The 21,052-nt window shown below is 70.1% G+C and carries 17 protein-coding genes and 1 pseudogene; 6 read left to right on the top strand and 12 right to left on the bottom strand.

Annotated features, from left to right (window positions below):
* Positions 1–33 precede the first annotated feature (33 nt).
* The 9 genes from rplJ to EU555_RS16945 all read right to left on the bottom strand — a co-directional run bounded on the left by rplJ (position 34) and on the right by EU555_RS16945 (position 11,715).
* Positions 34–567, bottom strand: a complete 534-nt coding sequence (gene rplJ, locus EU555_RS16980) for a 50S ribosomal protein L10 (RefSeq protein WP_135416122.1) — start codon at positions 565–567, stop codon at positions 34–36.
* Between the two features lie 511 nt (positions 568–1,078).
* Positions 1,079–3,163: a methyl-accepting chemotaxis protein gene (locus EU555_RS16975; RefSeq protein WP_135416120.1), complete on the bottom strand. Its 2,085-nt coding sequence runs from the start codon at positions 3,161–3,163 to the stop codon at positions 1,079–1,081.
* 299 nt (positions 3,164–3,462) lie between these two features.
* Positions 3,463–5,076: a B12-binding domain-containing radical SAM protein gene (locus EU555_RS16970; RefSeq protein ID WP_135416118.1), complete on the bottom strand. Its 1,614-nt coding sequence runs from the start codon at positions 5,074–5,076 to the stop codon at positions 3,463–3,465.
* 110 nt (positions 5,077–5,186) lie between these two features.
* Positions 5,187–5,552: a hypothetical protein gene (locus EU555_RS16965; protein ID WP_135416115.1), complete on the bottom strand. Its 366-nt coding sequence runs from the start codon at positions 5,550–5,552 to the stop codon at positions 5,187–5,189.
* A gap of 8 nt (positions 5,553–5,560) precedes the next feature.
* The gene (locus EU555_RS16960) at positions 5,561–5,962 is read right to left on the bottom strand and encodes a tetratricopeptide repeat protein (RefSeq protein WP_135416114.1); all 402 of its coding nucleotides are present in this window, start codon (positions 5,960–5,962) and stop codon (positions 5,561–5,563) included.
* Positions 5,963–5,974: 12 nt separating this feature from the next.
* Complete coding sequence (locus tag EU555_RS36215; protein WP_167858572.1) at positions 5,975–6,112, bottom strand: hypothetical protein; 138 nt, start codon at positions 6,110–6,112, stop codon at positions 5,975–5,977.
* Between the two features lie 252 nt (positions 6,113–6,364).
* A complete protein-coding gene (gene trxA / locus EU555_RS16955) occupies positions 6,365–6,685 on the bottom strand; it encodes a thioredoxin (RefSeq protein WP_135416112.1) in 321 nt (106 codons plus the stop codon).
* 140 nt (positions 6,686–6,825) lie between these two features.
* Positions 6,826–10,284: a double-strand break repair helicase AddA gene (gene addA / locus EU555_RS16950; protein WP_135416110.1), complete on the bottom strand. Its 3,459-nt coding sequence runs from the start codon at positions 10,282–10,284 to the stop codon at positions 6,826–6,828.
* 147 nt (positions 10,285–10,431) lie between these two features.
* The gene (locus EU555_RS16945; protein ID WP_135416176.1) at positions 10,432–11,715 is read right to left on the bottom strand and encodes an ArgE/DapE family deacylase; all 1,284 of its coding nucleotides are present in this window, start codon (positions 11,713–11,715) and stop codon (positions 10,432–10,434) included.
* Between the two features lie 455 nt (positions 11,716–12,170).
* Between EU555_RS16945 and EU555_RS37030 the strand changes: the two are divergent.
* Both EU555_RS37030 and EU555_RS16935 read left to right on the top strand, forming a co-directional pair.
* Positions 12,171–12,428, top strand: a pseudogene (locus tag EU555_RS37030) (integrase core domain-containing protein); the annotation flags it as partial.
* Between the two features lie 387 nt (positions 12,429–12,815).
* Positions 12,816–13,793 carry an ABC transporter substrate-binding protein gene (locus EU555_RS16935; RefSeq protein WP_167858571.1) on the top strand — a complete coding sequence of 326 codons (978 nt, stop codon included), beginning with the start codon at positions 12,816–12,818 and terminating at the stop codon, positions 13,791–13,793.
* 578 nt (positions 13,794–14,371) lie between these two features.
* Here EU555_RS16935 and EU555_RS16930 read toward each other — a convergent pair.
* Positions 14,372–15,940: a GMC oxidoreductase gene (locus EU555_RS16930; protein WP_135416106.1), complete on the bottom strand. Its 1,569-nt coding sequence runs from the start codon at positions 15,938–15,940 to the stop codon at positions 14,372–14,374.
* Between the two features lie 230 nt (positions 15,941–16,170).
* Here EU555_RS16930 and EU555_RS16925 point away from each other — a divergent pair, with 230 nt between their 5' ends.
* From EU555_RS16925 to EU555_RS16910, 4 genes are read left to right on the top strand one after another with little or no spacing between them, the layout of a single operon-like run.
* Positions 16,171–16,641, top strand: coding sequence for a DoxX family protein (locus tag EU555_RS16925; protein WP_135416104.1), 471 nt, complete (start codon positions 16,171–16,173; stop codon positions 16,639–16,641).
* A complete protein-coding gene (locus tag EU555_RS16920; protein ID WP_135416102.1) occupies positions 16,638–17,084 on the top strand; it encodes a cupin domain-containing protein in 447 nt (148 codons plus the stop codon). Before EU555_RS16925 ends, EU555_RS16920 begins: the two co-directional genes overlap by 4 nt.
* 4 nt (positions 17,085–17,088) lie before the next feature.
* Entirely contained in the window at positions 17,089–17,991 is a 903-nt protein-coding gene (locus tag EU555_RS16915; RefSeq protein ID WP_135416100.1) for an SMP-30/gluconolactonase/LRE family protein, read from the top strand.
* Positions 17,988–19,037, top strand: coding sequence for a VOC family protein (locus EU555_RS16910; RefSeq protein WP_135416098.1), 1,050 nt, complete (start codon positions 17,988–17,990; stop codon positions 19,035–19,037). The genes EU555_RS16915 and EU555_RS16910 overlap by 4 nt, the downstream gene beginning before the upstream one ends.
* 212 nt (positions 19,038–19,249) lie before the next feature.
* Here EU555_RS16910 and EU555_RS16905 read toward each other — a convergent pair whose 3' ends face one another.
* Together EU555_RS16905 and mobB are read right to left on the bottom strand one after the other, a co-directional pair.
* Entirely contained in the window at positions 19,250–20,503 is a 1,254-nt protein-coding gene (locus tag EU555_RS16905; RefSeq protein ID WP_135416096.1) for a molybdopterin molybdotransferase MoeA, read from the bottom strand.
* The gene (mobB, locus tag EU555_RS16900) at positions 20,487–21,050 is read right to left on the bottom strand and encodes a molybdopterin-guanine dinucleotide biosynthesis protein B (RefSeq protein ID WP_135416094.1); all 564 of its coding nucleotides are present in this window, start codon (positions 21,048–21,050) and stop codon (positions 20,487–20,489) included. Before mobB ends, EU555_RS16905 begins: the two co-directional genes overlap by 17 nt.
* Positions 21,051–21,052 lie beyond the last annotated feature (2 nt).

Genomic DNA, 21,052 nt, shown 5'->3' with positions numbered 1-21,052 from the left:
GTCGGTTTGAACGGTTTGGTCTCGAACAGCCCGTCAGGCCGCTTCGTCGGTCTGGGCGTCGCCGGCCTTGGCATAGGCCCCGAACACGCGCGCGAGCTTGGCGGCCGGCGCGTTGACGACCTGCGCGACCTTGGTCGCGGGAGCCTGGATGAGGCCCACGAGCTTGGCGCGCAGTTCGTCGAGGGACGGCAGCGAGGCCAGGGCCTTCACGCCGTCCGGGTTCAGGGCGGTCGTCCCCATGGCTCCGCCGAGGATGACCAGCTTCTCGTTGGCCTTGGCGAAGTCCACCGCCACCTTGGCGGCCGCGACCGGGTCGCTCGAATAGGCGAGCAGGGTCGGGCCCTTCAGGAGGGGCTGGATGGAGGCGACGTCCGTGCCTTCGAGAGCGATGTTGGCGAGGCGGTTCTTCGCGACCTTCACGGTGGCGCCGGCCTGCTTCATCTGCGAGCGCAGCTTCTGCATGTCGGCGACCGTGAGGCCCTTGTAGTGGGCCACGACGACGACGGAGGTGTTGGCAAACACCCCGTTGAGCGTCGCGACGAGATCAGCTTTTGCTGCTCTGTCCACCTTGGCTCTCTCCGGTTGGCGGAACCCGGATGGGCCCCGCCGGTTGCAGTTGCCGCCCAGGATGAGCCGGGGCCTTCGATAAAGACCGCGACGTCCTGAACGACGCTTCACGGCCCTGCCCCCGACGCGCCGGCCTTGGCAGGCCTTCGCCTCGGGCGAGATGGTTCAAACCGACGCCCCGCCGGCCCGGGAGGGCCCTTGGGGCGGTGAAACTCGGTCTTCCCCGTCTGTGCAGGCTGGGGGTTTAAGCCGGCGGATGCCGGCGCCTGCAGTCTCGGACAGGACATGGCCGGACGGGGCGCGAGGGGTTGCCCCCTGAGCCCTTCCGGCCACTCAAGTCACCCGGTTGCCCGGGGACCTCTCTCGAGGACCGGCCGATGGGCCAGATCCTTTCGATCTCGGAAACGTGGAGCCGGGTCTATAGCGGCGTGCAAGCCGCCTGCCAAGTGGGCATGCGAGGATTTTCCGTCGCAGGCGCGGCGAGCAGGACCGATGTCCGGCCGCGTCCGGATCAGGCGGCCTGCACGGTATCCAGGAACCGGCGGACCTCGGCGGCGAGGTGATCCGATTGCTGCGAAAGGGCGGAGGCAGCTGACAGCACCTGGCTCGCAGCGGCGCCCGTCTCCTCGGCGGTTCCCGCCACGCTGGCCACGGTCTGCGTGACGGAGCCGGTCCCCGTCGCCGCCTGCGTGACGCCGCGGATGATCTCACGGGTCGCGGCGCCCTGCTCCTCGACGGCCGCCGCGACGCTGGTCGCCATCGCGCTGATCTCGTGGATGCGCGATCCGATGCCGCCGATGGCCCTCACCGCCTCGTGCGTCGAGGACTGGATCCGGGTGACCTGCGCGGCGATCTCGTCGGTCGCGCGCGCCGTCTGCCCGGCGAGCGCCTTGACCTCGGCGGCGACGACCGCGAAGCCGCGGCCGGCCTCGCCGGCCCGCGCAGCCTCGATGGTGGCGTTGAGCGCCAGCAGGTTCGTCTGTCCGGCGATCGTGCTGATCAGCGACACGACCTCGCCAATCTTGGCCGCGGCCCCGGAGAGGTCCTCGACGAGGCCCGAGGTCGCCGCGGCTTCCCCGACCGCCGTGCCGGCCAGCTGGGTCGAGCCTGCGGCCTGGCGGCCGATCTCGTGCACGGAGGCGCCGAGTTCCTCGGCGGCGGCCGCAACGGTGTTGACGTTGGTGGCGGCCTCCTCGGCGGCGACGGCAGCGGCCTGGGTCGCGGTCTGCGCGGCTGAGGCGGTCATCGTGCCGGCCGTCTCCTGCAGCTCGGCGGCCGAGCGCGACACGACCTGCACGATCCCGCTCACGGTCCGCTCGAACCGTTCGGCCATCTCGTGCAGGGCGACGCGACGCTGCGCCTCCAAGCCGTCCCGCGCCAGCGCCGCCTCGTGCTCCAGGGCCTGCGTGCGGGCCAGGTTGTCCCGGAATACCTGCACGGCTCCCGCGAGAGCCCCGATCTCGTCGCGCCGGCCGCGGCCCGGTATGGCGACGGCCGTGTCGCCCTGCGCGAGGCGCTGCGCGGCGTCGGTGATCGCCGAGAGTGGACGAATTACGCCCCGGCTCACGAAGGCGATGCCGCCGGCCGCCAGGATCAGGCTCGAGACCAGCAGCCCCGCGTAGAGCATGAGCTGCCGGGTCGCCGCCTGCGCCGAGCGCGCGGCCGCCTCGTCGAGCTCGACCACGAAGGCCGTGGCCGCGGCGGCGATCGGGTTGACGGCGGGCGTCGATCCCTTGCGCCACTCGACCACGGTCGGGCGGGGCTTGCCGGGGGTGGCCAGCACGTCGAGGACGTCGCGGACCGCCTGCGGGAACGCTCCCGTGTAGTAGGAGGCGTCGGCCGCCGCGATCGCGGCCCGAAGGTTCGGCGCATCGACCGTCCGGGCGCCGATCTCGCGGGCCGCCGCGAAGGCGAATTCCGAGACGCGTATCAGGGAGACGATGCTCTCCCGTTCGGCGGGGGTCATGGCCCGCTTCTGTCCGAGCAGGTCGTTGAGCTGGACGTTGGCGGTTCCGGCGACGCTCCGGGCCGACCACGCCATCACCCGGCCAAGGACCAGGTCGGACAGGGTCGGATCCTCCGTGCGGATCGTCGCCTCGATCGCCGCCATCAGGGCCTCGCCAGCCGAGACGAAGCGGTCGCGGCCGGCGACGATCCTGCCGATCAGCGCCTCGTCGCGCGCCGCGACCGGCTGCGCGATGGCCGCTTCGACCTCGTCGCGCAGGCGCTGCCATGCCGCCGCCGCCGAGGACAGCGCCTCGGCGGAGGACCGGATCGCCGGATGATCCGCCATGGCGGAGGCCTGGGCGATGGCCGGTGGCAGCACCGCGTCCAGCATCGTCTTGCGCTCCGCCGCCTCCCGCCGCATCGGCGCGGTCTGGTCCGGCTCGACGCGCATCGCACCGACGATCACCCCGCCCTCCAGGCGCATGTTCGGGAGCGCCTCCAGCAGGGCACGATCCAGGCTCGCGAGGCGCGAGACCATGTCGGTTGAGACCCAGCGGCGCCAGGACTCGTGCAGGCTGCGACCGCAGAGCGCGATCACCACGAGGGCGAAACCGGCCAGGATGACGGTAAGGAGGGATTTGATCTTCATGACGGCGTTCCCGAGTGCCGTAGCGGATCGGGCACTACGGCGCCACACTTCCTCTGCGTCGACGCGGCAATTGGTGACATGCCTCTTTTGAGAAAGTCTTAAGCAACGGAAGCGCGCGTGATCGTTCCGCCGGGACGGGACGCGGGCGGTCGAGCCCCTCCGCAGCCGCCGGTTCCCGGGCGTATCGCGAGGTGTCCGGGTGTCGCCGGAATTCGGCGGCGGGACGTCGGGCCGCCTCGGCTCCTGCCGCCTCGCGCTCCGAGCGGTTGCGGTGCAAACAGCCCCTTCGTGCCTCCCACTCACGCCGCCTGCCGGGCCCCTCCCCTTGCGGCGGCCTCCGCCTTCGCCTTGTCCTGCGCGGCGTAGAACGAGGCGTTGTGCTCGCCGCGCAGGGCCTCGCGGGTGAAGCGGATCAGGTGGTGGGCGACGAAGCCCATGTTGAACACCGCCTCGATCTGCCCGCGCTTCAGCGCGTAGGCGGCCGCCCGCCAGAACGGCCGGCGGTAGTCGGAGAACAGGCCGACCCGGGTCAGGATGTTGAAGCCGAGGATCAGGCCGCGGCGCAGGTTCGTCAGCGTCAGCTTGGCCGATGTCGGCGTGGCGATCCGGTGCGGGTAGGTGACGTCGCACTGGCGCTTGAAGCGCTCGAACAGGTGCTCGGGCGCGTAGGCATGGGCGATGGCCCGGCGCCAGGAGCCGACCACGTCGTCGTGCGGGCGCTTGAACAGCACGTTCGATTCGAGGCTGGCATCATGGACGAGCCGCCCCTCCCGCTCGAGCCGGTCCCAGAGCGGGGTTTTTGGGAGGGCCTGAAGCAGGTTGATGGTGAGGACGGGGATCGCCGACTTGTCGATGAAGTCGATCAGGTTCTGCTCGGAGCGGTCCGAGTCGGTGTCGAGGCCCAGGATGATGCCGGAGGTGACCTCGAGCCCGTAGGCATTCAGCGTCTCGATCGCCTCGTACATCGGCACGGCGGCGTTGTGGGTCTTGTCGATGCCTTTGAGCGCGTCGGCCTCCGGCGTCTCGATGCCGACGAAGACGGTCATGAAGTTCGCCTGGCGCATCAGCTCGAGAATCTCGGGCTGCTTGGCCATGTTAAGCGTCGCCTCGCAGGCGAACTGGAGGGGATAGTTTCTTCGCTTCTGCCACTCCACGAGGTGCGGCAGCATCTCCCGCGTCGCCTTGCGGTTGCCGATGAAGTTGTCGTCGACGAAGTAGACCACCGCCGGGTGGGCGGGCTGCGCCACGATGGCATCGAGCTCGGCGCAGAGCTGCTCGGGCGTCTTGAGCCGCGGCTGGCGCCCGTAGAGCTGCGGGATGTCGCAGAACTCGCAGCGATAGGGGCAGCCGGAGGAGAATTGCAGCGAGCCGATCAGGTAGCGCTTGAGCGGTACCCGCTCATAGGCCGGGGCCGGGAAGTCGGACAGGCCGAGGCGGTCCTTCGTCTCGAACCGCACCGGCGCGTCGGGCACCGCGACCGTCGCGTCAAGGTGCCGGATCAGCGCGTCGGTGGCGTCGCCGATCTCGCCGATATGGAGGTAGTCGAAATCCGGGTACTTCTCCGGCGCGCCGGAGACGGAGGGCCCGCCCAGAACCGCGACCTTGCCGGCGGCATGCGCCCGCCGGCCGATCTCGTGGATCTGCCCCTCCTGGATGTGCATCCCCGACACGAACACCGCATCGGCCCAGGCGAAATCCTCGGGGCTCGCCCGAGCGATGTTCTCGTCAACGAACCGCACCGGCCAGGATTCCGGCAGGTAGGCGGCGATCACGAGCAGCCCTTGAGGCGGCATGAAGGCCTTCACGCCGCCCATCAGCGGATAGGCGTGCGAGAAGGTGCCGAAGGACGGCGTGTAGGCGGGGAAGACGCAGAGGATGCGTCGCGAGGAGGAGACCGGGACGGTGCTGCGCATGGCACCGTATCTAGCACAGCGTTGCCGGAAGGCTGCCCCCGGGGCCGCGGCTTTCTCGCGCCGGCGTGCGCCGTCCGCCGGGTCAGGGCGTCTTGTCAGGGCGGCTCGGATCAGGACGCCTTGGATCCGGGTTCCTTGCCATCCTCCTTGCCGGCCTCCTCGACCACGACGGCGATCACCCGGTCGCGCTGCGCCTCCGTCACGCCCTCGATCCTGAGGCTCAGCCGCAGCTGCCGGGCGACCGAGTCGGGGGTGGGCGGCGCTCCGTCCTTCCGGCGATCGCGGTGGATGTCCCAGGCGAACTTCGCCGCGTTGAGCACCAGGGCCGCCAGGGCGATCGCCGTGGCGGCATCGTAGCGCGCGGGCGGCGCGCCGCCCTGGAGGCGGGCCTCGACCAGGGCCGGCAGGGCGGGGCCGAGATCGGGAGCGAGCCGGGCGGCGGCCCGGCGGGCGAGGTCGTCGGGGGAGGTGGTCATCGAGGCTCCTATTCGGCGGGAGGGGATGGCGGCGGCTTCCGGATCGCCGCCTCCTTCCTGAGCCACGCCTCGGCGGCCTCGGCGTCGCCCCGGGCCTGGGCCAACCTTCCAAGAGTGCGGTAGCTGATCGCCATGCCGGGCCGGTTGTCGAGTGCTTCCTCGATCTCCAGGCTCTTGCGATACCAGTCCTCCGCAGCGTCAAGGGCGCCGCGATCCTGCGCCACCATGCCGAGCTGGTGGTAGGTCATGGCCAGCCTGGGCCCGTCGCCCAACGCCTCCAGGATCTCCAGGCTCTTGTGGTACCAGCCCTCCGCCGCGTCGAGGGCGCCGCGATCCTGCGCCACCCTGCCGAGTTGGTGGTAGCTCCTGGCCAGCCCAGGCCTGTCGCCGAGCGCCTCCAGGATCTCCAGGCTCTTACGATATCAGACCTCCGCCGCGCCGAGGGGCGAGGAGAAGTCGATCGGTGCGGCCGGATCCTCCGGAAAATCCTGTCCGGAGCGGCGCAGGGACACGGCGACGCGGCCGCCGGCAAGTTCGGTGATCGTCAGGCGATTGACCATCGGTCCTCCGCGCCGCGCGGGCCCCGAGGATCGGATCCCGGTTTACGACGCGGGAGTAGCCCTCATCTGGGGAAGAGGCCAGCCGCGCGATGGCCTCGTCTCGCCGATCGGTCGCGCAAGCGGGCCTGCACCGTTGCAGACTTCTGACACGACGACGCCCGGCCGCGAGGCCGAGCCTCCGCCGGAAGGGCGCGCCACGAAAAAAGCCCGGCCTCTCGGCCGGGCTGCTGCGCATCGAACCCTCGGATCCGGTCAGGCGCTGGCCTGGATCCAGCGGAAGAGGTCGCCCTTCGGGGCGGCGCCGACCTTCTGGCCGGCGAGTTCGCCGCCCTTGAAGATCATCAGGGTCGGGATCGAGCGGATGCCGTACTGGGAGGCGATGCCCGGGTTCTCGTCCACGTTGACCTTGGCGATCTTCACCCGGCCGTTCAGCTCGCTGGAGATCTCTTCCAAGGCCGGGCCGATCGCCCGACAGGGGCCGCACCACTCGGCCCAGAAATCCACCACCACGGGCTCGGCCGATTGCAGCACGTCCTGCGCGAAGCTCGCGTCGGTCACCTTCACGGTTGCCATCGCAACGATTCCTTTCGTCATGAAGCCGGCCGACATCGCGGACCGGCCCGCGTGAGGGTGAAGTTAAGAACCCCGCGGGGGCCGATCAAGCGCAACGGCCAAGCCATCCCCGCTCCGTCCGTGTGCGGGCGCACACCGGATCACGCCAGCGTGCGGAGGGCGGCGGCGCACTCCTCCGCCGTGAGGCGGCGCATCACCGGCCCGGCGGTCCAGACCAGGAGCGGGTGCACGGCGCGGTCGGGATAGATCGTCGCCAGGAGGCGCGCATAGAGGGCGACCTGCGCCGCCTGGCCGCGCGGAGTCGGCGCGCCGTCGGCCGGCGGGCGGCCGGTCTTGAAGTCGACGAGCCAGACCGCCGCCTCCGTCACCGCGATCCGGTCGACCCGGCCATGCACCGGGCGCAGGGCGCCGGCGACCGTGATGCTGCCGGCGAGCGTCACCTCGGCCCGGGCGTCGGGTCCGAACAGCACCGCGAGGTCGGGATTCTCCAGGAGCCGCAGGGCCTCCGCGGCGATGGCTTCGCGCCGGGCCGGATCGAGGCCAGGCGCGCGGGCGGCGACGAAGGCCGCGGCCGCCGCCGGGCGCCGTTCGGGCGCCAGCGCCGGCAGGTGCTCGAGCAGGGCGTGGACCAGCACGCCGCGGCGGCGCGCGGCGGGATCGCTGGAGCGGGCCTCCGAGCGGCGCGGCTCGTCGGCGGCGCCGAGGCCGGAGGGGCGCAGAGGGGGCAGCGGCTCGGCCTCGATGGCCACCGGGCGGTGGAGCCAGTCCGGCAAAGCCTCGGGCGCCGGCGCCGGCACGGGGGTGGCGGGGGCCTCCGGCAGGGCCGCGCCCTCGCGCCAGCTCTCCGCCGGGCCGTAGGGCATCTCCGTCATCGCGACCCCGCCGAAGGCGTGCACCAGGCCGCGGCGGATCATCTCGCACCAGGCCTGGGCCGGGGTCTCCTTGTCGTTGCCGGCGTAAGGGGCGATCACCAGCCGGTCCTTGGCCCGGGTCATGGCGACGTAGAGCAGGCGGTTGTGCTCCTCGCCGGCCCTGGCGTGGAGCGCATCGCGGGCGGCCGCGATTGCGGGGCTGTCATGGGCCTTGGAGCTCGACCAGACCGGCACGGTGCTGCCGTCCTTGAGCCGCACCGGGATCAGGGCCGGGTCGCGGCCCAACGCCTCGCAGCCGTCGAGCACCAGCACCAGCGGCGCCTCGAGGCCCTTGGCGCCATGGACCGTCATCACCCGCACCTCGTCGCGGGCGGCATCGAGGTCGCGCTTCACCGTGTGGCCGCCGGCGTCGCGCCCGCCGCTCGGTTCGTAGCGGGCGAGGTACCCGGTGAGCGAGGGCGCGTCGGGCCCGGCCTCGGCCTGGGCGGCGGCGGTGAGGAAGACGTCGATGGCGTCCCCCGCCTCGCCGCCGAGGCGCTGCACCAGGAGCGCCCGGCCGCCGAGCGGCCCGAGCAGCTCGGCGTAGAAGCCGAACGGCCCGTGCGCCCGGGCGAGCGCCGCCCAGCCGTCGAGGGCCGCGACGCCCCGGAGGGCGGCGGGGTCGCCGGCCTCCGCGCGGCGCCGCAGGGCCGCCACCAGCGATTCGGCCGGGTCGCGCCCGGCCGCGATGCCGACGAGGTCGTCGTCGGTGAGGCCGACGAGGGGCGTCTTGAGGGCCGTCGCGAGGGTCAGGTCGTCCTGCGGCAGCAGGGCGGCGCGCCCCGCCGCCACGAGGTCGAGGACCGCGATGTGGGCGGCGATGTCGAGGCGGTCCTGGCCCGCCACCGGCACGCCCTCGGCCTTGAGCGCCCGGATCACCCCCTCGAAGGCGGCGGAGCGCTTGCGCACCAGGATCAGGACCTCGCCGGGGCGCCAGACCCGGCCGGATTCGTCGCCGGTCGTGGTCCAGAGCCGGACCGCCTTCGCGACCCGGCGGGCGGTGACCAGGGCCGGGGCGCCGGCCTCGATCGCGTCGACCGGGTGGGTCCAGGCGTCGGGCTCCTCCTCGGCGCTCGGCCGCGCCACCGGCCACAGCTCGACCTGGCCGGGCGCCCGCACCCGGGCGGTGGAGTGCACGGTGCCGATGGCGGCGTCGCCGAAGGACAGGCCGCGATAGTGATCCTCGAGCGCGAAGGTGGCGTCGACCGCCCGCAGCACCCCGATCGCCGAGCGGAACGACAAGGTGAGGCCGACATCGGCAAAGGGCAGGCCGGCGCCCTCCGCCTCCCGGCGCCAGGCCCGGCGCGTCGTCTCGAACTCCTCCGGCGCCGCTCCTTGAAAGCTGTAGATCGACTGCTTGGGGTCGCCGACGGCGAAGCGGGTGCGGGCCAGCCCGGTCCCGGCCTCCCGGGCCCCCTCCCCGGCGCAGAAATCCTCGGTGATGCGGCGCAGGATCTCCCATTGCTGCGGGTTGGTGTCCTGCGCCTCGTCGATCAGCACGTGGTCGACGCCGCGGTCGAGCCGGTAGAGCACCCAGGCCGAATCGACCCGGGTCAGCAGGTCGAGGGTCTTGTGGATCAGGTCGTCGAAGTCGAGGGCGCCAAGGCGCGCCTTCTGGGCCTCGACCCGGCGGTGGATCTCGGCGGCGAGGGTGAACAGGGCCTCGGTGCGGGCGAGCGCGCGGGCGGCTTTCAGCCGGTCGCGAAGGCCGGCGAGCCGGGCCTGCTCGGCGAGCAAGACCTCCTTCGCGGGGGCCGGCACCGCCTTGGTGCCGAGGGTCGAGGCAGCGTAGGCGTCGCCCTCGCCCTCCTCCTTGAAGAACACCGCCAGGTAGAGCGGCAGCCGCGCCGGCCCCGTCGCCGCAGCGGCGAGCGCCAGGGCGTCGGCGCGCTTCTCGTCGGTGGCCTTGCCGGTGCGCAGGGCCGCGACCAGGCCCGCGAGGTCGGCCGGGGCCCCGTCCAGCATCCGCGCGTCGATCGCGGCCGCGGTCTCGCCGGGCGCGAGCCCGAGGGCGGCCCGGAGCGCGTCGAGGCGGGACGCGATGCCGTCCGGGTGGCCGATCAGGCTTCGGTTCTGCACCGCCGCCACCATCGCCCGGCGCAGGGCCTCGCCCGCCGCCTCCGGGGCGACGAGGCCGAGTGCTCCGGCCAGCGCCGGGTGGCGGGCATCGACCGCGTCGGCCAGCACGTTGTCGATCGTCCGGTCGATCGCCTCGCGGGTCTGGGCCTCGTCCAGCACCACGAAGCGGGCCGGCACGTTGGCCTCGAACGGCACGAGGTGCAGCAGGCGCTCGCAGAGCGCGTGCAGGGTCTCGATCTTGAGCCCGCCCGGCGTCTCGACCGCCCGGGCGAACAGGCGGCGGGCGCGCCGCAGGGTGGCGCCGTCCGGGGCCTCGCCCTCGAGGGCGGTCAGCTCGGCGCTCAGCGCCGCCTCGTCGAGGGTGACCCAGCGTCCGAGGCGCTCGAACACCCGGATCGCCATGTTGGCGGCGGCCGCCTTGGTGAAGGTGAGGCAGAGGATCTTGGACGGGGCCGCGCCGTGGAGCAGCAGGCGCACCACCCGGTCGGTGAGCACCTTGGTCTTGCCCGCCCCGGCATTGGCCGACACCCAGGCCGAGGCCCGCGGATCCGCCGCCCGCTGCTGCGCCGCCTGCGTCAGGCCGTCGACGACGAACCCCTCGATGCCCATCCGCGCTCCCGCTCCGGCGACGACCCACTCTGCCGCGGTCGCACCGAAGACGGCGTTGCCTCAAGCGGGATCGGGCGGTGCTGCACAGGGATTTCGGGAAGCGTGGCGGCGGGGGCACAGGCCGATCGACGGCCTGCGCCTTGCGCGTCAGGCGCTCTCCGTGCCGCACCACTCGGCGACGAAGAGGGCCATGGCGGTGGTGATGCGCTGGAGCGAGGCGAGGCTGACCCGCTCGTCGAAGCCGTGGATGTTCTCGCTCTTCGGGCCGTAGCAGAGCGCCGGCACCCGGTCGTAGAGGGCGTGGACCCGGGTATCGAGGTAGCCGGCGGTCATGAAGCTTCTCAGCGCGGCCCCGGTCGCCGCCTGATGCGCCCGGTCGAGCACCGCTTCCGCCTCCGAGCCCTCGTCGAGCACGTAACCCTCGGCGAAGAAGCCGTGGAAGGTGACGCTCGGCGGGCTGTTCGACAGGAAGGCGTCGTCGCGGGCAAAGGCCGCCACCGCCGCCTCGATCTCGCGGGCGGCCTCCGCCGCGCTCGTCCCCGGATAGATCGCGATGCGGCAGTCGATCCGGCACCAGGCCGGCACCGAGGAGGCCCAGTCGCCGCCCTCGATCCGGCCGATATTGAGGTTGATCGGGTGCGCCTCGCCCTCGAAATGCGGGCGCCCGGCCTTGTCGGCGTTCCAGCGCTCCTCCAGCTGCCGCAGGGCGCCGATCACCCGGTAGGCGGCGTCGATGGCGTTCGCCCCCGTGCCCATCTCGCGCACGTGGACCGGCCGGCCCCGGACCTCGACCCGGAACCACAGCACGCCGGTATTGGCGCGCACCAGCATCTCCTCCTCGGGCTCCGGAATCAGCACAGCGTCGGCCCGGTAGCCGCGCAGGTGGGTCATCAGGGCGCCGTTGCCGGTCGATTCCTCTTCGACCACCGATTGCAGCGTCACGGTGGCGGCGGGCTGGAGCCCGATGCGGTGCAGGGCATCGAGGGCGAACAGGTTGGCGGCGTGCCCGGCCTTCATGTCGGCCCCGCCGCGGCCATAGAGCCAGTCGCCCTCCACCACCGGGTCGAAGGGCGGGTGGGTCCAGAGGTCGGCGGGCCCCGCCGGCACCACGTCGACATGGGCCTGGAGGATCAGCGAGCGCCCCCGCTCCTCCCGCGGCCGGTGGATGCCGACGACGATCGGCGCCTCGGAATGCTCGGGCGCGAACCTCGCCCCGCCCGGATGCGCCTCGATCTGCACGCGGTCCATGGCGAAACGGTCCATGGCGTAGCCGCGGTCGCGGAAGCTGCGAAACACGAAGTCCTGGATCGCCTGCTCCTCGCCGCGGGTCGAGGGGAAGCGGATCAGCGCCTGGGTGTGGGCGATCTGGTCGGCGAAACCGTCCGCGACGGCGGTGACGATGCGGTCGCGGAGGGCGGGGTCCAGGGGCATCGGGAGATCCTTGGGCATCGGGAGATCCTTCGGAGACTGGGCCGCCCTTCCATAGCGGGGAAGCGACGACAGGGCGACGCGCCCGGGCGTGCAAGTGGCGGTCCGGGATCGCGTGGTCAGCCCCCGGCGGAGTGGTCCTCCCTGAAGTATGGCTCTGAGCCGCCGTGACCCTGATCCGGCGGTTTGGGTGTGCCGGAGATCCGGCGGTTGAAGCAGCCGGAGGAGGAGAGCGGCAAGCTCAATCGGCTGGTCGCCCACTCACGCTGGATCGCTCGATGTTGCAGGACGTGCTCAAGGATCAGGGATGAGGCAAAGCCGTTCGCCGCGAGGTCGCCGGTCCCCTGCAGGTGGCCTGCGGATCAGCCAATGGCGGGCCTGTCAGGCCACCGGCTTCGGCCGCTCGTCCCAGCGCCACCGTGAGCGCTCCGACCCGCAGTTGGCGCTGCGCTTGCGGCTGGGCTTACCTGAACGGGGTCGAGCTCGACGTCTCTCGGCCCGGTAAACCGACCGCCAATGCGTCCATCGAGGCCTTCAACGGCCGCCTGCGGGCGGAATGCCTGAATGCTTCATGGTTCCGGTCCCTGGCCGATGCCCGCGACCGCATCGAGGAATGGAGGTGCCACGATAGCGAAGACCGGCCGCCTATGGCGCTCGGTGGCTTGACGCCCCGAGCCTTCGCCAGCCAAGCTGTCACAGCCCGAGACCTTGCATAGGCCTCGGACCGCAAACCGGGGCAGGACCACGTCGGCTCAGAGCCATACGTCAGGGCTGACCACTCCGCCGAGGGCCGACCAGTCGCTCAACACGCGACAGCAGACCCTCGAGACTGACCATTGCACAGCATCTTTGCCACTTGCGCAGGACGAACGTACGGGAACCAGTCCTGTATTCTTTCTTGATATAAATCGGCTCAGCAGCCGATTACTGTCCACCCTCTCGGGCTTTAACGAGAGCACGTGCGCAATTCAGGAGAAGAGCTGAGCTTCGGTGCGAGAGATGCCTTTCGAGGGCAACATCGCAGCAGACCTCACATTGCAACTTTTCAGTGGTGCCGAATGTGGGCAGGCTGTTCCTCCCTTAGTGCCGAATCGGGGGCATCAATGGACCGGCGAACGTTCTGCGTCGCAGGAGCATGGCTGGCGGTCTTCGGAGCCAGTCGGGCCTCGGCGGCCCCTCGCAGAGTGGTTCTCGTCGGCGGAGGTAGAAGCACCGATCGATCAAGCCTTCTGCTTATAAAATTCATCAGAGAGGGGCTTGCCGATCACGGTATCGTTGAAGGTCGCGACATCGAGATCGAAGAAATATGGGCAGATGGCGATTATAAGAATATGCCGAAAATATCGTCGAACGCCTTGTCTAGAAATCCTGAGGCCATACTTGTCAATACGATATCTGGAGCTAGTGCTGTTAAATCTCTCACGAATACTATTCCGATCGTTATGTTGTCATTGAATGATCCGATACGAGCTGGACTCGCGGAAAGTCTCGCCAATCCAGGTGGCAACATCACAGGCGTTGCTACGAGCGGGGAGGAATCTCTGCTAAAATTATTAGATATTGGATTTGAGGCATTTCCTAAAATTGGGACTATTGCGGCCATCAGCAATCCATTAAATCCTTCAAATATTACCCTCGAAAAGGCTTTTTCGAATCAATGCGAAAAGCGTGGAGCAACGGCCCGCATCCATCGTTGGGATCCTTCAAAATCTTTTCCAAATTTTTCGGATGAAATCTTCGCAAGCAGGCCAGATACTTTGATAATCATGCCAGACAGCGCATTGAACGCCAATGCAAAAGCATTTTGCCTTCTGGCCATCGAGAAAAAGGTCGGATTGCTTGCGAGTGTTCGTCAGTTTGCCGAAGAGGGCGCTCTCATAAGCTATGGATATGTACATCGCGACAATGTCAAACGAGCTATATATTTCCTTAAACGAGTCTTAGAGGGCGAAAAAGCCGCAAAACTGCCAATCGAGCAACCTTCAAGATTTGAACTTGTGATAAATATGCGCACGGCGCGTGCTCTCGACGTCGATCTGCCGCCTTATCTTTTGGGGCGCGCGGATGAAATCATGGAGTGACGCTCGTACCTGCTCCGGACCGGGCCGAAGCCAGTCGACTTCATGGTAGCAACGACGAGTAGGCAAAAGCCTCTGGCCGAGCACGAGGGTTACCCACTTACATGCACAGGGCCCACTTGCCGCTGCGAAGCGGCTCTTCGGATCGGTATATCGGAACATATTTGATCCAGCAATATAAGCTGCGCAAACATTGCTCGAATGTCCGAGCAGAATGGAGAACGATCAACGGATGTGGCTTACTAATTTACCGGATAGGCCGCGCTAAAATTGGAACGGAGGGGCCTTGACTTCGTCTTCGCTTGCGTCTGCACGAGGGATGCCAACCCCGCGACTGCATTAAGGGGCAAGGAAGTGGCCGCGTTCATCAATGGTCACGACGACCTTCATCGCACCATCAGGAACGGATAGGCGTGAAGCGTCCAACCCCGTCGCTGTCGCTGCGGCTGGCACTCAGTGCCCGTAAGCCCAGTGTGCCAGCACCGTAGGCCGCACCGGCGGTTCGCCGGACACCGTCACACACATCCTGATGTCGGCTTGGGGCCTCAAGCACCCCCTCGCACGGCCAAGCCGATCGGGCTTTACCCGAGCCGCCCGATGATGTGATCCGCCACGCGCAGCGAGTTCGCGATGATCGTCAGCGTCGGGTTCACCGCACCAATCGACGGGAAGAAGCTCGCGTCGGTGACGTAGAGGTTGTCGAGCTCGTGCGCCCTGCAGTCGAGGTCGAGGACCGAGGTCGCCGGGTCGGGGCCGAAGCGCAGCGTGCCGGCCTGATGGGCGGTGCCGCCGATCGGCACGTCCTTGCCGAGGTAGAGCGAGCGGTCGAAGAGCTGCGGGTGGATCTCGAGCTTCGCGCAGAGGTCGCGCAGCTTCGCCTTCAGGCGATGCAGGGCCTCCTCGTTGGTCTGCTTGAGGTCGAGCCGGACCTTGCCCCCGTCATAGAAGATGCGGTTGTCCGGGATCGGCAGGTCCTCGGTGGTGAGCCAGAAATCCAGCGAGTGTTTGGCGAGCCAGTCGAATGGCTTCTCCGGGAACCATTGCAGGAAGCCCGGCAGGCCCTCGCCGTGGATCTGCACCCCGTCCGACTTGCCGACCATCTGGATGTGGCCGAGGGGATAGTCCCAGTCGTCGGCGCCGAAGTAGAAGTCGTTGAGGCCGAGCGTCTTCTGGAACTTGGTCGGGTTCGGGGTGCGGGAGATGGCGAGCACCGTCGAATTGTTGTGCCGCATGTAGTTGCGGCCCACTTGCCCCGAGCGGTTGGCGAGCCCCTGCGGATGGGCGTCGCTGGCGGAGCGCAGCATCAGGAGCGCCGAGGACAGGGCGCCGCAGGCCACCACCACGATGTCGCCGGTGAACACCTCCGTGAGGTCGCCGCGCTTCACCGCGACGCCGGTGATCGTCCGCCCGGCCGGGTCGGTGAGCAGCCGGTCGACGTAAGAGTTGGTCATCAGGGTGAGGTTCGGGTGCGCCGCGAGCGCCGGGTCGACGCAGGCGATCTGCGCGTCGGCCTTGCCGTTGGTGATGCACGGATAGCCGTCGAAGGCGTCGCAGCGGATGCAGGCCGAGTGCGGCAGCGGCTTGCCGTCCCGCTCCTCGAGCCGCACACCGACCGGCAGGTGGAACGGGTGGTGGCCCTCGCGCTTGAGGCCGTCGAACAGCTCCTGGATCCGCTTCTCGTGGCTGATCGGCGGGTAGGCGTAGGGTTTCGTCGAGGGCGGCTCGGTCGGGTCCTCGCCGCGCAGGCCGTGGACATAGTAGAGTTCTTCCGCCGCCTGGTAATAGGGCTCGAACACGTCGTACTTCACCGGCCATTCCGGCGAGAGGCCGTCCGGATGGCGGATCTGATAAAAATCCTTCTCGCGCAGGCGGAGCAGGACCGAGCCGTAGACCTTGCTGTTGCCGCCGACGAAGTAATGCAGGCCGGGATGGAAGCTCGAGCCGTCGGCGCCGTACCAGGTCTCGGGCGCCTGGTAGCGGGCATCGACGAAGACCGCCTGGCTGTCCCAGTTCTCGCGCTCGCGCGGCAGGTAGTCGCCGCGCTCGAGGAGCAGGATGCGCTTGCCGGTCTGGGCGAGCCGCCACGCCATGGTGCCGCCGCCGGGCCCGGAGCCGATGATGACGACGTCGTAGTGCCGGTTCTCGCTCATCGGCTCCTCCTCGCGACAGAGGCGGGACTATGCATCATTCGCCGAAGTGGGCACCGGTTCGGCGGCAAAAATGATGCGAAACCAGAAACTAAGCAGAATTGCGTGACGCAATTCTGCTTAGGCAGGGCCTGACGGCCGTGCCGTGGGGCATATGGCGGGGCTGGCGCGAACGTCGATCCGCCCCAGTTAGCTTTTCGCAGGTGCACACAGGGCAGCGGGGTTTGCGACGGATGGCCTCCCTCAGCATCGCGGTCGCCTTCGGCGTCAGGCTCCTCCTGGTGCTGCTGTTCCTGCCGTTCAGCGCGCTGGACAAGATCCTGAACTTTCGCGGTGCGGTAGGCCAGGCCAGGCAGGCGGTGCACGCCACGGGTCCCGCCACGCTGCTGATCCTGATCGGCCTGTTCGTCGAGATCGTGATGTCGCTCGGCATCCTCACCGGCATCGCCGACCGCTTCGCCGCTTTCGTGCTCGCCGGCTATTGCGGCGTCACGGCGCTCCTGTGGAAGCAGTTCTGGAAGCCGGGGGATTTCTGGTCCGGCGGCAAGGGGCGCGAGCTTTTCTGGGATTTCTGGAAGAACCTCGCGCTCGCCGGCGGGTTTCTGCTCGTCACCTTCGGCACGGGGGCGGCGACGGTGGAGACGTTCTTCTCCGACCCCTTCGCCTCGTCGAGGCCCTACAGCGTCAGCGAGACCGCCCGATGAGCGATCAGACCCCCACCGTTCCCTACTGGCACCTCTGGGCCGACGCGGACGGGATCAGCCACCAGACCCGGTGCGCCTTCACCGAGTTCGAGGAGAAGTCGATGTCGCCGCCGGCCCCGCCGCAATGGCAGGGGCAGAAGACCCATGACGGCGCCACCGTCTTCGTCACCGTGCAGCCGGTCGGCTGGACCGGCGACTGGCACCCCAACCCGAAGCCGCAATGGATCATCCCGCTCTCGGGCCGCTGGTTCGTCGAATCGATGGACGGCACCCGGGTCGAGATGGGCCCGGGCGAGATCTCGTTCGGCGAGGACCAGAACGTCCGCGAGGTCGACGGCAGGAAGGGCCACCGCTCCGGCACGGTCGGGGACGCGCCGGCGGTGCTGATGATCGTGCAGTATGACAAGCCCCCGACGACGGGGGCGGCCTGCCGGTTCCGGTGACGCCATGGACGGGTTCGAGATCCACGACGCGCGCTTCACGCACTACATCCTCGGCAACGCGCCGCTCGAGGAACTCGGCTCCGGCTTCCGCTGGATCGAGGGGCCGGTCTGGATGGGCGATGCCGATTGCCTGCTGTTCCAGGACCTGCCGCGCAACCGGACCATGCGGTGGATCGAGGGGGCCGGCTTCTCGGTCTATCGCCAGCCCTCGAACTACGCCAACGGCCAGACCCGCGACCGCCAGGGCCGGCTGATCGCCTGCTCGCATCGCGGCCGCTGCCTGTATCGCACGGAGCACGACGGGACGGTCACGACCCTCGTCACCCACCACGCCGGCAAGCGGCTGAATTCGCCGAACGACGTGGTGGTGAAGTCCGACGGCACGATCTGGTTCAGCGATCCGGTCTACGGCATCGCGAACGACTACGAGGGCGGACGTCAGAAATCGGAGCAGCCCCCGGCCCTGTACCGCTTCGATCCGGCGACGAGCGAGATCACGGTGATGGCGGGCGATTTCGACGGGCCGAACGGCCTCGCCTTCTCGCCCGACGAGCGCCGGCTCTACGTCGCCGAGACCGGCGACCAGTCGAAGCCGAACCCGCGCCAGCACATCCGGGTGTTCGACGTCGCGCCCGACGGTGCGCTCTCCGGCGGCGAGATCTTCCACACGATCTCGCCGGGCTATTGCGACGGGATGCGAATCGACGAGGACGGCAATATCTGGTCGAGCGCAGGCGACGGGGTCCACTGCCTCAGCCCGGAGGGCAAGCTGATGGGCAAGATCCTGGTGCCGCACCGGGTCTCGAACATCACCTTCGGCGGATCGGCCAAGAACCGCCTGTTCATCGGCGGCTCGCACACGCTCTACGCGATCTTCCTCGACCGGCGCGGGGTGCAGATCCCGTGAGCGCCGCTCCCGTGAGTGCCAGTCCAGCAGGTGCCCTGCGCCTCGCCCGCGTCGTCCTGGTGGCGGCCGAGCCGGACCGGCTCGCGGGCTTCTACCGCGACGCCCTCGGCTTCGCGGACGCGGAGGCGCCACCGGACCCGGCTTCTGCCGGCCTGCCGGTGACGCGGACCGTGCCGCTGCGCCTCGGCGACCAGCGCCTCGACCTCGTGGCGGTCTCGCCCGCGGGGCGACCCTATCCGGGCGACGTGCCGGGCTTCATCCCGCTGTTTCAGCACTGCGCGATCATCGTGTCGGACATGGCGGCGGCCCATGCCCGCCTGTCGGCCCGTCCGGGCTGGCGCCCGATCTCGACCGACGGCCCGGTGCGACTGCCGGACTCCTCGGGCGGCGTGACGGCGTTCAAGTTCCGCGACCCCGAAGGGCATCCCCTCGAATTCCTGGCCTTCCCGCCGGACGCGACCCCCACGGCCTGGCGGCGGCCCGATGCCGGCACCCCGTGCCTCGGCCTCGACCACTCGGCGATCTCGGTGGCGGACACCGCCCGCAGCGTCGCGTTCTACGAATCGCTCGGGCTGCGGGTGGCGTCGCGTTCGCTCAATACCGGCCCCGAGCAGGCCCGCCTCGACGCCGTCGCCGATCCGACCGTCGAGGTGACCGGCCTCGGCTTCCCGGACGGACATCCGCCTCATGTCGAGCTGCTGTGCTATCGCGGCGATTACCCGCGCGCGGCCTCCGACCTCGCGGCCAACGACGTGGCGGCGACCCGGCTGGTCTTGGAGATGGCGGATGGCGCGGCGCTGCGGGCGGCCTGCGCGGCCCATGCCGGGCGGATCGTCTCTCGCCCGGTCCCGCGGCCGGACGGGGGTGCGGACGCGCTGCTGCGCGATCCCGACGGACATCTGGTTTGGCTGACGGCGGGGTATCGGGTGGGAGCGCGACAGGCTGCCGGAGGAATGACGATGCGCGGGTTTCCACCTCTCCCCGCGGGCGGGGAGAGGGCCGCATCACCGTCCAGGTGGTGCGGCAAGCCCGCAGGGCGGGGGTGAGGGGGTGTCTCCGGAAGAGGCTCCTCCGGCACCTCCCCCTCACCCTCGCTCCGGCTGCGCCTGCGCTTGCCGTGTTCCCTGAACGGCAACACGGCCCTCTCCCCGCCCGCGGGGAGAGGAGAGACCTCCGCCTCATCCTTTGTCCGGACAGGACTACTTGCACGGAGGACGGGAAGGACACTTACCGCGGCACGCCCCCGCGAACCCCACCCTCACCACAACAGCGGGTGCCGGTACACCTCCACCCACTCCCCCTCCTCAACCCCGGTCACCGCCTCCGGCAGCTCCGCGAGCCCGTCGCTGCCGGTGAGCGAGGACAGCACCCCGGCCCCGTCGCGAGGGAACTTCACCGCCTCGACCACCCCGTCCGCCCCCCGCCGCAGCGAGACGCGGACGTATTCCCGCCGGCCGGCCTTCTTGCGGTAGCGGAAGGCGGCGCGGGCGGGCTGGCTCGGGGGCGGGTCGAGCGTGGCGCCGCCGAGGCGGGCGAGGAGCGGGCGGACCACGAAGAGCAGCGTGACGTAGACTGCGACCGGGTTGCCCGGCAGGCCGACGAAGGCGGTGTCGCCGATGAGCCCCATCGCCACCGGCCGGCCCGGCTTGATGGCGAGGCGCCAGAACACCAGCCGCCCGGCCGCCTCGACCGCCGCCTTGACGTGGTCCTCCTCGCCGGTCGAGACGCCGCCCGAGGTGAGGATCAGGTCGTGGCCGGCCGCCGCCGCCCGCAGCCGCTCCGGCAGGAGGGCGGGGTCGTCGCGCAGGATGCCGAGGTCGCTCACCTCGGCGCCGAGGCGGCGCAGGAGCGCCACGAGGAGAACCCGGTTCGAATCGTGGATCGCGCCGGGCCGCAAGGCGGCGCCCGGCTCGGCCAGTTCGTCGCCGGTGGAGAAGACCGCGACCCGCAGGCGCCGGCGCACGGCAAGCCCGGCGTGGCCGGTCGCGGCGGCGAGCGCGAGATCCGGCGGGGTCAGGCGCCGGCCGGCCGGGATCACGACGCTGCCGCGGGCGACGTCCTCGCCGGCGAGCCGGCGGTTTGCGCCCGCCTTGAGGCCGGCCGGCAGCGCGACCGCGTCGCCCGCGCGCCGCACGTCCTCCTGCATGAACACCGTGTCGGCCCCCGGCGGCATCGGCGCGCCGGTGAAGATCCGCGCGGCCGTGCCGGCGAGGGCCGCACCCTCCGGCACCGCGCCGGCGGGCAGGCGGCCGCGCACCGGCAGCACCGTCTCGGCGCCCGGCGCGAGGTCGGCGAAGCGCACGGCGTAGCCGTCGACGGCGGAATTGTCGAAGGGCGGCAGGTCGAGGCCCGCCACGACGTCCGTGGCGGCGATGCGCCCGTCGGCCTGCATCAAGGACACGGTCTCGGTCCCGGCCAGGACCGGCACCCGCGCGGCGACGAGGGCGGCCGCCTCCTCGACCGTGAGCAGCGGGCCGCCGAAGGCGAAGCAATCGTCAGTCAGCTGCGCCATGATCTTCGAGCCTATGACCGTCGAGCCTGTGAGGATCCAGCCTTTCCAGCAAAGCCGCGAGGGGCTCCGACCGCGCCAGCACGATATCGGCGACCGTCTCCACCGCGTCGAGGGGCACGACCGGCCGGCCGGCCTCCGGGAAGGGATGGTCGCTCGCCACCGCGACGATGCGGGGATCGTCCGGGTGGAGCGGCGGGCGGCCGTTGGCGTGGCGGTACACCTCGAGCTTCGGATGCGCCTCGCGCTTGAAGCCCTCGACCACCACGAGGTCGCAAGGAGAGAGCCGGCGCAGGAGGTCGGGCAGGCGCGCCTCCTCCTCGACCTCGCGGATCTGCACGGTGCGGCGGCGCGACGAGACGATCACCTCGCTCGCCCCGGCCTCGCGGTGGCGCCACGAGTCCTTGCCGGGCTGGTCGACGTCGAAGGCGTGGTGGGCGTGCTTGAGCGTCGCGACGCGCAACGAGCGCGCCCGCAAGACCGGGATCAGCCGCACGAGGAGCGTCGTCTTGCCCGCACCCGACCAGCCGGCAAGGCCGATGACCCGCATGG

Source organism: Methylobacterium nonmethylotrophicum (assembly GCF_004745635.1).
Classification (GTDB): Bacteria; Pseudomonadota; Alphaproteobacteria; order Rhizobiales; family Beijerinckiaceae; genus Methylobacterium; species Methylobacterium nonmethylotrophicum.
The sequence above is the reverse complement of the archived record's forward strand: the minus strand, read 5'-3'. Positions and strand labels throughout refer to the sequence as shown.

Excerpts from the sequence above, each read along its gene's own strand:
- EU555_RS16975 (WP_135416120.1), bottom strand. The coding sequence starts at position 3,163 with ATGAAGATCAAATCCCTCCTTACCGTCATCCTGGCCGGTTTCGCCCTC.
- EU555_RS16970 (WP_135416118.1), bottom strand. The coding sequence starts at position 5,076 with ATGCGCAGCACCGTCCCGGTCTCCTCCTCGCGACGCATCCTCTGCGTC.
- EU555_RS16965 (WP_135416115.1), bottom strand. The coding sequence starts at position 5,552 with ATGACCACCTCCCCCGACGACCTCGCCCGCCGGGCCGCCGCCCGGCTC.
- EU555_RS36215 (WP_167858572.1), bottom strand. The coding sequence starts at position 6,112 with ATGGTCAATCGCCTGACGATCACCGAACTTGCCGGCGGCCGCGTCGCC.
- trxA (WP_135416112.1), bottom strand. The coding sequence starts at position 6,685 with ATGGCAACCGTGAAGGTGACCGACGCGAGCTTCGCGCAGGACGTGCTG.
- addA (WP_135416110.1), bottom strand. The coding sequence starts at position 10,284 with ATGGGCATCGAGGGGTTCGTCGTCGACGGCCTGACGCAGGCGGCGCAG.
- EU555_RS16945 (WP_135416176.1), bottom strand. The coding sequence starts at position 11,715 with ATGCCCCTGGACCCCGCCCTCCGCGACCGCATCGTCACCGCCGTCGCG.
- EU555_RS16935 (WP_167858571.1), top strand. The coding sequence starts at position 12,816 with ATGGACCGGCGAACGTTCTGCGTCGCAGGAGCATGGCTGGCGGTCTTC.
- EU555_RS16930 (WP_135416106.1), bottom strand. The coding sequence starts at position 15,940 with ATGAGCGAGAACCGGCACTACGACGTCGTCATCATCGGCTCCGGGCCC.
- EU555_RS16925 (WP_135416104.1), top strand. The coding sequence starts at position 16,171 with ATGGCCTCCCTCAGCATCGCGGTCGCCTTCGGCGTCAGGCTCCTCCTG.
- EU555_RS16920 (WP_135416102.1), top strand. The coding sequence starts at position 16,638 with ATGAGCGATCAGACCCCCACCGTTCCCTACTGGCACCTCTGGGCCGAC.
- EU555_RS16915 (WP_135416100.1), top strand. The coding sequence starts at position 17,089 with ATGGACGGGTTCGAGATCCACGACGCGCGCTTCACGCACTACATCCTC.
- EU555_RS16905 (WP_135416096.1), bottom strand. The coding sequence starts at position 20,503 with ATGGCGCAGCTGACTGACGATTGCTTCGCCTTCGGCGGCCCGCTGCTC.
- mobB (WP_135416094.1), bottom strand. The coding sequence starts at position 21,050 with ATGCGGGTCATCGGCCTTGCCGGCTGGTCGGGTGCGGGCAAGACGACG.